Annotated in this window: 5 protein-coding genes and 1 pseudogene; 3 read left to right on the top strand and 3 right to left on the bottom strand. The window is 77.4% G+C overall.

Annotation, left to right across the window (positions count from 1 at the left end; translation table 11 throughout):
* The 3 genes from ACYVPE_RS37945 to ACYVPE_RS37955 all read right to left on the bottom strand — a co-directional run.
* The coding region (locus ACYVPE_RS37945) for an ATP-binding protein (protein WP_461038397.1) at positions 1-2,417 on the bottom strand (2,417 nt) is incomplete at its 3' end.
* A 147-nt stretch (positions 2,418-2,564) separates the two neighbouring features.
* The gene (locus ACYVPE_RS37950; protein WP_461038398.1) at positions 2,565-3,221 is read right to left on the bottom strand and encodes an aspartate/glutamate racemase family protein; all 657 of its coding nucleotides are present in this window, start codon (positions 3,219-3,221) and stop codon (positions 2,565-2,567) included.
* Positions 3,222-3,345: 124 nt separating this feature from the next.
* Positions 3,346-4,353: an NAD-dependent epimerase/dehydratase family protein gene (locus ACYVPE_RS37955; RefSeq protein ID WP_461038399.1), complete on the bottom strand. Its 1,008-nt coding sequence runs from the start codon at positions 4,351-4,353 to the stop codon at positions 3,346-3,348.
* A 428-nt stretch (positions 4,354-4,781) separates the two neighbouring features.
* On the opposite strand from ACYVPE_RS37955, the gene ACYVPE_RS37960 reads away from it, so the two are divergent.
* The 3 genes and pseudogenes from ACYVPE_RS37960 to ACYVPE_RS37970 all read left to right on the top strand — a co-directional run.
* Complete coding sequence (locus ACYVPE_RS37960) at positions 4,782-6,620, top strand: AfsR/SARP family transcriptional regulator (protein ID WP_461038400.1); 1,839 nt, start codon at positions 4,782-4,784, stop codon at positions 6,618-6,620.
* A 5-nt stretch (positions 6,621-6,625) separates the two neighbouring features.
* Complete coding sequence (locus tag ACYVPE_RS37965) at positions 6,626-8,776, top strand: TOMM precursor leader peptide-binding protein (protein ID WP_461038401.1); 2,151 nt, start codon at positions 6,626-6,628, stop codon at positions 8,774-8,776.
* Positions 8,777-8,984: 208 nt separating this feature from the next.
* Positions 8,985-9,431: pseudogene (locus tag ACYVPE_RS37970) on the top strand (hypothetical protein); the annotation flags it as partial.

The following is a 9,431-nucleotide window of genomic DNA, read 5'->3' on the forward strand; positions in this document are numbered from 1 at the left end:
GCCGCCCGCGCGGCGCGCTCGTCGCCGAGCCGCGCCTGGCAGCGGCCCGTGCCCTCCAGCGCGTGCGCCGCGTCGAGCGGGCTGCTCACCCGGCGGGCCAGGTCGAGGGCCCGCCGGTAGCTGGCGAGCGCCTCGCCCGCGGACCCGGTGGCGGCCAGCAGGTCGCCGACGCTGTTCAACGCCTCGGACTCGGCCTGCCGGTCGCCGAGATCGCGGAACCTGGCGAGCGCGTCGCGCAGCAGTTCGTCGGCGGCCCGGTGCTCCCCGGTCAGGATGGCAAGCCGCCCCAGATCGTGCAGCGCGCTCGCCTCGCCCTGCGGGTTGCCGAGGTCGCGGAACGACTCCAGGGCCTCGTCGGCGAGTCGGCGCGCGGCGGGCAGGTCGCCGGCGAGCCGGCGGACCCGGCCGAGCCGCCGCAGGGCGTTCGCCTCCCCGATCCGGTTGCCCTGCTCCCGGTACAACGCGCGGGCGCGGTCCAGGAGTTCGGTGGCCGCCCGGTGGTCGCCCGCCACGGCGCGCATCCACCCGAGCTGCCACAGCGCCGCCCCCTCCCCCATCGCGTCGCCCAGCGCCCGGTAGCCGTCGAGGGCCCGTTCCAGCGGCTCGACGGCCGCCCGGTGGTCGCCGAGTGCCGCGCGCAGCCAGCCCAGTTGCCACCAGGCCCCGGCCTCCCCCACCACGTTGCCCAGCTCGCCGTAGAGGCGGGGCGCGCGCTCCAACGCCTCGACGGCGGCCGCCCGGTCGCCGGCCAGGTAGCAGAGCCTGCCGAGGTCGCGGAGCACCCCGGCCTCGCCGAGCCGCTCGCCCAGGGCGCGGTAGTGGCCGAGCGCCCGCCGCAGCAGCCCGATCGCCAGCGGGACGTCGCCGGTCAGGTACCGGGTCCTGCCGAGGTCCCAGACGGCGCCGGCCTCGCCGAGGCGGTCGCCCGTGAGCCGGGCGATGGCGGCGGCGCTCTCCTGTAGGCCGGCGGCCTCGTCGAACGGGCCCTGTCGGCGGAGGAACGCGGCCAGGGCGGCGGTGAGTTCGACGGCCGTGGCGTACCGGCCGGTGGCGGCCGCGTGGCCGACGCAGGCGACGAGGTTGCCGCGTTCGGCCCGCATCCACGCCAACGCCCGGCGTGAGTCCGGCAGTTCGGGCACGACGTCGCGGGCGGTGGCGGGTTCGGTGGTGGGGGTGGCGGTCTCGGGGTGCGGCACGTCGGGCAGCAGGCGGTCGGCGGCCCGCGCCACGTGCCGGTAGTGGTCGAGCAGCCGGTCGACGGCCGCGGCCCGGTCGGCCGGCGGGTCGTGTTCCGCCAGGACGCGGGCGTAGCCGCGGAGGAGGTCGTGCGGCCGGTAGCGCCCGGGGGCCGGCGCGTCGACGAGGTGGTCGGCGTGCAGCGCCTCCAGCGCGGCGCGGGCCCGGGCCGGGGTGAGGTCCACCAGGGCGGCGGTGGCGTGCGGGTCGGTCTCGGGCCCCGGGTGGAGGCCGAGGGCCCGGAAGACCAGGCGCCGTTCGGGCGGCAGGCCCGCGTAGGACATGTCGAAGGCGGCCCGCACCGCGCGGTCCCCGGCGACCAGTTCGCCGAGCCGGTCCGTGGCGGCGGCGAACCGCGCGGCGAACTCGGGGAGGCTCGCGTGCGGTTGGTGGGCGAGCCGGCCGGCGAGCAGCACCAGGGCGAGCGGCAGCCGGCCGCTCAGCGCCACCAACTCGGCGACGGCGGCGGCGTCACCGGGGGTCGCGGTGCCCGGCGGCCGATGCGCGAGGCGCGTGAACAGGAGGGCCGCTTCGTCGGGCGGCGGCGGTTCGAGGGAGAGCGGCGTCGCGCCGTCGAGGGCGGCGAGCCGGCGGCGGCTGGTGACCAGCACCAGGCAACCGGGCGCGCCGGGTAACAGGGGGTCGAGCTGGGCCTGGTCGGCGGCGTCGTCCAGCACGAGCAGCGCTCGCCGGCCGGCGAGCCAGTCCCGCCAGAGGGCGGCCCTGGCGTCGACCCCCTCGGGGAGGCTTCTGGGGTCGACCCCTACCCCGAGCAGGAGTTGGGCCAGCGCGTCGGCCGCCGGCACCGGGCGTCGCCCCGGGGTGTGGGCGTGCAGCCGGAGGAACAGCTGACCGTCGGGGAAGTGCTCGGCCAGCCGCTGCGCCACGTGCACCACGAGGGCGGTCTTGCCGACGCCCGGCATCCCGTCGACGGTGTGGATGGGGTAACTCGCCTGCCCGGCCTGGTCGGTGACCCCGTCGGCCGCGGACAGCAGCCGCGCGGCCTCGGCGCGGCGGCCGGTGAACGCGGGCACGTCGCGGGGGAGCGTGCGGAGCGCGGGGCTGGGCGGCGGCGGGGGCGGCGCGTGGTGGATGTGCTGGTCCCGCCCGGCGGCGTACACCCGGGCCGCGCCGCCGGCCCGGGCCGACATCCTGGTCTCGGGCCGCTCCCTCGCTGCCACAGCCTTGCCCACCCCTCCCCGTCGAACCGTGCGAGCACGGTCCGTCGAACCGTGCGAGCACGCTAGGGGAATGGGGCGCACGACGACCGCGCCCCCGGCGCGTTCTCACCCTCACGGGTGAAACGTACGCCGAGGCGGCGCGCGGCGTCAGACGAACGACGCCAACAGGCCGGCCGCGAGCACCGCGTCCACCACGGGCACGCCGAACCGCTCCCGCAGCTCGGGGCCGATGCCGATGGTGGTCAGCCCGGTGCAGGCCAGCAGCAGCACGTCGGCGCCGCCGGCGACCAGCCGCTCGGCCGACTCCATGGTGACCCGCCGCCCCTCGGGCTCCAGCAGGTCGGTGGTGCGGCGCACGCCCTCGGGGCGCTCGGCGCCGACGAACCGCTCGCCGAGCAGCGACCGCACGGCCGGCGGGGCGCCCTCGGTGATGCCGATGACGCCCACCCGGGTGCCGAGGCCGAGCGCGACGCCGGCGGCCGCCGAGCCGGCGCCGATCACCGGGACGCGCACGGCCCGCCGCACGAGCTCAAGCGCCGGGTCGGCGGCGCAGCTGATGACGATCGCCCCGGCCCCGTCCGTGACCATCTCCTCGGCGAGCGCGACGATCCTGGGCTCGGCGCGGCGCTCCGACTCCGCGTCGTGGATCCCGTGCGGCTGGTCGGGGATGCAGCGGGAGAACGTGTCCAGGCCGTACGCCTCGGCGAGCACCCGGCCGTGGGTCTCGACGAACGCCGCGTCGTCGCTGGTGAGCACGCGGACGACGCCGACGGGTCCTGACGGGGTGGGCGACGGCGTGGCCATGGGGTGCTCCTCGGGGCGACAGGGCGACAGGGCGACAGGGCTGGGTCGTCACCACCATCCCGCCGCGATTGCGCCATTCGCAACGCTTTCTCCATATCCGAGACGACTGGGGGGCGGGGCCGGCTCACCACCCGGGCCCGCCGGCGGCGGACATCAGCTCGCCGATGCCGTCCACCAGGCCGATCGGCGGCCGGAAGCCCAGGTCCCGCCTGGCGGCCGTGAGGTCGAACCAGGCGGGGTGGGTCAGCCTGGCCACCAGGAAGCGGCTCGGCCGGTGGGTGCCGGCGGCGCCGGTGAGCCGGTCGGCCGCCTCACGGGCGGCCGCGGCGGCGTGGACCAGGCGGGGCGGCAGGGCCAGCCACTCGGCCCGGCGGCCGGTGGCGCCCAGCAGCAGGCTGGTGAGGGCGCGCAGCGGAACGGGCTCGCCCTGGGCGACGAAGTAGGCGCGGCCGCCCACGGGATGGCCGCCGTGGAGCAGGTCGAGGGCGAGCAGATGGGCGTGGGCGGCGGTGCGGACATGGGTGGTGTCCACCAGGTTGCCGCCGTCGCCCGGCATGGGGATCCGGCGGCCGCGCACCGCGCGGGTGAGGGTGGGGAGGAGGTGGGGGTCGCCCGGGCCCCAGATCAGGTGCGGGCGCAGCGCGACGGTGGCGAGCCCCGGGCCGTCGGCCGCGAGGACCAGGGCCTCGGCCGCCGCCTTGGACCGGGGGTAGGCGGCCAGCCGGCGGCGGGGAGCGGGGGTGGACTCGTCCGCGTTCGCCAGCCCGCCGGGGCCGAGGACGACGCAGGCGGTGGAGGTGTGGACCAGGGTGCGCACCTCCTGGGCGCGGCACTGCTCGACGAGGTGCCGGGTGCCGTCCACGTTGGTGGCCAGGTAGGGGCGCGGGGGGCCGCTGACCCCGACGAGGGCCGCGCTGTGGATCACGGCGTCGCAGCCGGCGAGGGCCCTGGCCACGGCGGCGGGATCGGCGAGGTCGCCCTGGAACTGCCGGACGCCGAGCTGGGCCAAGGCGGCGCTCGGGTGGCGGCTGAACGAGACGGTGTCGGTGCCGCGGGCGGCCAGGCGGCGACAGATCTCGGCGCCGAGGAAGCCGCTGCCCCCGGTGACCAGGACCCTCGAAGGACCGCCCATCCGCCCCACCGATCCCCTCCGCCGCCCCCTTCCGCCGGCCCCTTCCGCGAGGCACGCCGGGGGCCGACAACGGGCACGTTCAGCATAGTTCGCGGCACCGGTACGTGCCGCTATCTGTCGGCATATCACCTGATGGAGGTACATCCCGCTCGGCGGCCCCGGTTCGGGCGCTCCCGACGCCCGTTCCTCCCGCGGCCGGACCCGGCTCAGGTGGGGCGCGGTATGCCGCCGGGGCTGGCAACAAGCTGTCCATGTGGCTGCAACATTCGGACAGCGGAAGGTTCCCTTCCGGCCAGTCAACGCGGGTAGCGTTCGGGTCGTTTGGCGGTCTCCCGTAGGTTCAGGTGGCTTCGCAGGAGGATACGGATGGCCCTTCCCACCCGTCCGACGCCGCCCCTTCCGACCTCGCGAAGACGGGGGTAGCGGGGGTGCGGTTCCAGCTCCTCGGTCCGTTGAGCCTGACGGACGGCGTGGAGACCGTGGTGCTCCAGCCGTCCAAGCCGAGCAACCTGTTGGCGGCGCTGCTGCTGCGGTCCAACACACTGGTGTCGGCCGAGTACCTGCAGCGGATGATCTGGGGTGACGAGCAACCGGCGACGGCCCGGGCCTCGTTGCAGACGTGTGTGCTGCGGCTGCGGCGGCTCTTCGCCAAGCACGGGGTGCTGGACACGCCCATCGAGGCGGTGCCTGGCGGCTACCGGATCACCGCGGACGCCAGGTCGCTCGACCTGGTCGACTTCCGCGAGCGGATCCGCGCCGCCGAGCGGTCCGACGCCGGCCCGGACGCCGAACTCGGCATGCTGCGCGACGCGTTGGGCCTGTGGCAGGGATCGCTGCTGGCCAACGTGCGCTCCGAGCTGATGCACCGCGACGAGGTGCCGCGGCTGCTCGAGGAGCGGCTGCGGGTGGTGGAGCGGGTCTGCGACCTGCACCTGGAGCTCGGCCACTGCGGGCAGGCCGTCGTCGAGCTGTGGAGCCTGACCCGCGCCCACCCGGGACACGGCCGGTTCCGTGAGCAGTTGATCGAGGGCCTGTACCGCACGGGGCGGCAGAGCGAGGCGCTGGCCGAGTACCGCGGGTTCAAGGGCTTCCTGCGGCAGGCGCTCGGCGTCGACCCGTCCGCCGCGCTGCAACGGCTCGAACTGGCCATCCTGCGTGGCGAGGAGCTGCGGGCCGTGGCCCCGGCGCCGGCGCGGGTCGAGCTGTCGACGCGTCCCGAGCCGCCCGCGGTGCCGTGGTTCACCGGGCGGGCCGCCGAGGTGGCGGCGCTCACCGAGCGGCTGCGGAGGACCGCGGGCCGCCCGTTGCTCGAACTGGTCTGCGGGGCGCCGGGGATCGGCAAGACCTCGCTGGCCCAGCAGGTGGCGCACCTGACCGGGGACGAGTTCCCCGGCGGCCGGCTGCTGCTGCACCTCACCGACCAGGAGGGCCGGCCGCGCCAGGCCGCCGAGGTCGACGACGAACTCGCCGCCGCGCTACCGGGGTTCCAGCGCGGCGGCGGCCCACGGGCGCTGCTGGTGCTCGACGACGTGACGGACCCGGCCCAGGTGCGGCGGCTGCTGCCCGGCACCGGCGACCACGCCGTCATCGTCACCAGCCGGATGGGGCTCGCCGGCCTGGTCGCCACGCACGGCGGCCGGGTCCGCCGACTCGACACGTTCCGGCCGGACGAGTCACGGGAGTTGCTGGCCGCCGTGCTCGGCGAGGACCGGGTGACGGCCGAACCCGACGCGACGGACGCGCTGGCCGCCGCCTGCGGGCACCATCCGCTGGCGCTGGTGATCGCCGCGGCCCGGCTGCTCACCAGGCCGGCGCTGAGCCTGGCCGACGGCCTCTGCTGGATCGCCGCCGACCCGCTCGCCAGGCTCTCGCTGCCCGACGCGCCGCTGATGTCCGTGCCGCGCGTGGTGCGCGGCGCGCTGGAGCGCCTGGAGCCGGCGCTTGCCGAGGCGTTGCTGGCCCTCGGCGGCCTGCCGTCGGCCAGGTTCGGCCCTGCGGAGGCGGCCCGGGTGCTCGGGCTGTCCGAGCCGGAGGCCGACGGGGTGCTCGAACGGCTGGTGGACGCCGGCCTGTTGGAGGACGGCCCGCCTGGACCCTACCGGCTGCACGGGCTGCTGCGGGTCTACGCGAGACCGCGGGGCGACCGGGCGCGGCCGGGCGAGCCGCCGGACCGGCCGGACGGCGACACCGGCGGGGACCGAGCGGATCACAGACCAGATCACGGACCGGATCACAGACCGAGCGAGAGACCGAGACAGAGGGTGTGACGGGGATGGCGACAGCGTTTGACGGAGTGGCCGGGATCCGGCCGCGCATCCGGCGGGACGTGTTGTTCACGCGGACGCCGGGCGGGGTGCTCTTCCACAACGCCGACGGCGGCTTCCACCTGGCCGGGAAGACCGCGTACCGGTTCGCCTCGCTGATCGTGCCGCACCTGGACGGCTCGCGGCCGCTGGCCGAGATCTGCGCCGGACTCGGCGAGCAGCAGCGCGCGATGGTGGCCTCGCTGGTCGGCTCGCTGCTGGAGCGGGACTTCGCGCGCGACGCCGAGCCGGCGCCGAACGCCGGACTGCCGGCCGCCGTGGCCGAGCGGTTCGCCGAGCAGATCGCCTACGTCGACCACTACGTGGACCGGGCCGAGGCGCGCTTCCGCCGCTTCCGCGAGACGTCGGTCGCCGTGCTCGGCGCGGGCGAGGTCGCGGAGTGGTGCGTGCTCAGCCTGGTGCGCAACGGCATCGCCGCCGTCGACGCCGAGACCGCCACGCCGGCCGCCGAGGCGGAGGCGCGGGAGCTGGCCGAGGCGGGCTGCCAGGTGCGGCTCGGCACCGTCGAGGACGGGAACACCGCCGGCTACGACGTGGTGGTGGTCGCCGGCGCCGACGCGCTGGCCCGCGCCACCCGGCTGCTGGCCGCCGGCCTGCCGGCCGACCAACTGCTGATACCCGCCTGGACGTTCGGCGAGCGGGCGATCGTCGGGCCGCGCGCCGAGGCGGGCCGCGCCGGCTGCCCTGGCTGCGCGCTGCTGCGGTTCGGCACCAACCTGGACCCCGCCTCGGCCGCCGAGCTGTGGAGCGAACTCGCCGAGGGCGCCGCCCCGGGCGAGGGGCCGGCCGGCGGGCCGCTGGCCGGCCCGGTGGCCGCCATGATCGGCAACCTCCTCGGCTACGAGATCTTCCGCACCGCCACCGGCGCGCTGCCCGCCGAGACGGACGGCCAACTCCTCGTCCAGGACCTGGACTCGCTCGACGTCACGGCCGAGCCGCTGCGCCCGCACCCGCGCTGCCGCCGCTGCGCGGCGCCGCCCGAACCGGCGGTCGTCCCGCCGGAGTTGACGGTGGCCCGCACCGTGACGGTGGAGTCCGCGCGGGACGCCGAGGACCTGGTGGCGGAGCTGAACCGGATCAGCACCGCGCTGGTCAGGCCGCACGCCGGGGTGTTCACCCGCTGGGACGACGAGGGCCTGACCCAGACCCCGCTCAAGGTGTCCCGGGTCGCGGCGCCGCTCGGCGCCGCCGGCACCCGGCTGATCGCCGCGTTCGACGTGCACCACCTGGCGGGGGCCAGGCAGCGCGGACTGCGGGCCGCCGCCGTCGCCTACGTCGACCACGTGGTGCCGGCCGAGACGCTGCCCGACGGGGGCCACGGCGGGCTGCCGACGGTCGGCCCCGAGGCGCTGACGGTGGGCGGCGCCGGGCCGGTCGCCGCCTGGTCCGTGGCGGTCTCGCTGCTCACCAAGGAGGAGACGGCGGTGCCGGCCGCCGCGCTGCGGCCCTTCGGCCCGCACAACCGCGACCTGCCGGTGGCGCGCGGCGCGACCGGCGCGGGCGCCGGCGCGGCCCCGGGCGAGGCTGCCGGGCACGCGCTGCTCTCGGCGCTGGCCCACGACGCGCTGCTGCGGGCGGTGCGCGGCGCCACGACGGTGCGGCCGGTCGAACCGATCCAACCGGCCGACGACGACGCCGAGTCGGTGTTCCTGCGCCGCACCGCCGGCACGCTGGGCGTCGAGGTCGAGCTGCTCGACCTCGGCGAGGACGAGCGCTCCGGCGCCCACGCGGTGCTGGCGCGCGAGCGCGGCGCGGCGGGCGCCCGCTGGGCGGTCGGCTGCGGGTTGTCGGCCGCCGCGGCGGCGGCCGCCGCGCTGCGGGACCTGCTCGGCGCGGTCCAACTCGAAGCGGAGACCGGCGAGTCGGCGGACACCGGCGACCCGCTGCTCGGCGACCTGGCGCCCGGCGCCATCGCCGTGACCGCCCCGGCCGCGGCCGCCGCCGCCCCGCCGGCGACGTTCCCCGCCATCCTCGACCACCTGCGCGCCGCCGGCCGCGACGCGCTGTACGCCGCGACGACCCCGGCCGACCTACGGTCCGCCGGCCTGCACACCGCCCGCGTCCTCCTCACCACCGGCTCCCCCCATGCGGCCCGCTAGGACCGCGGCGGCCAAGGCGGCCAAGGCGGCCAAGGCGGCCACGAAGCCGACGCCCGTGCCGACGCCTGAGGCTGCGGAACCGGTCGGACCGCCCGCCGAGCCGGCGGAGCCGGTCAGGCTGCCCGCACCGAGTAGTCCGCCCGCACCGGCCGCGAAACCCCAACCGTCCACCCAGCCGGCGGAGCCAGCCGTGTCGGCGGAGCCGGCCGTGTCGACGAACGGCCTGCCTGCCAAGGCAGCCGTGCCGGGCAGTCTGCCCGCACCGGCCGCACGATCCGCGAAGGGCCTACCGGCCGCCGAGCCGGCCGAGTCGGTGAGGAAGGCCGTGCCCGTCGGGCCGCCCGCACCGACCAGTCCGGCCGCACCCGCCGCGAATGCCGCACCGGCTGCGAAGGCCGAACCGGCCACGCTGGCCGCCCAGCCGGCGGAGCCAGCCACGTCGGACCGACCGGCGGCATTCGCCGAAGAGGCCGTGCCGGCGAAGGCAGCCACACCGGTCGCGCCGGCTGTGACCGGCTTGCCGGCCGAATCGACCGCGAACGCCCTCCCAGCCGCCCAGCCGGCGGAGCCGGACGGGCCGCCCGCACCGGCCGCCGGGCCGACGCTCGGCCTCCCGGTCGACGAGCCGGCGGAGCTGGCCGCGCCGTCCGTGCCC

This window comes from Streptomyces mayteni, assembly GCF_054783955.1.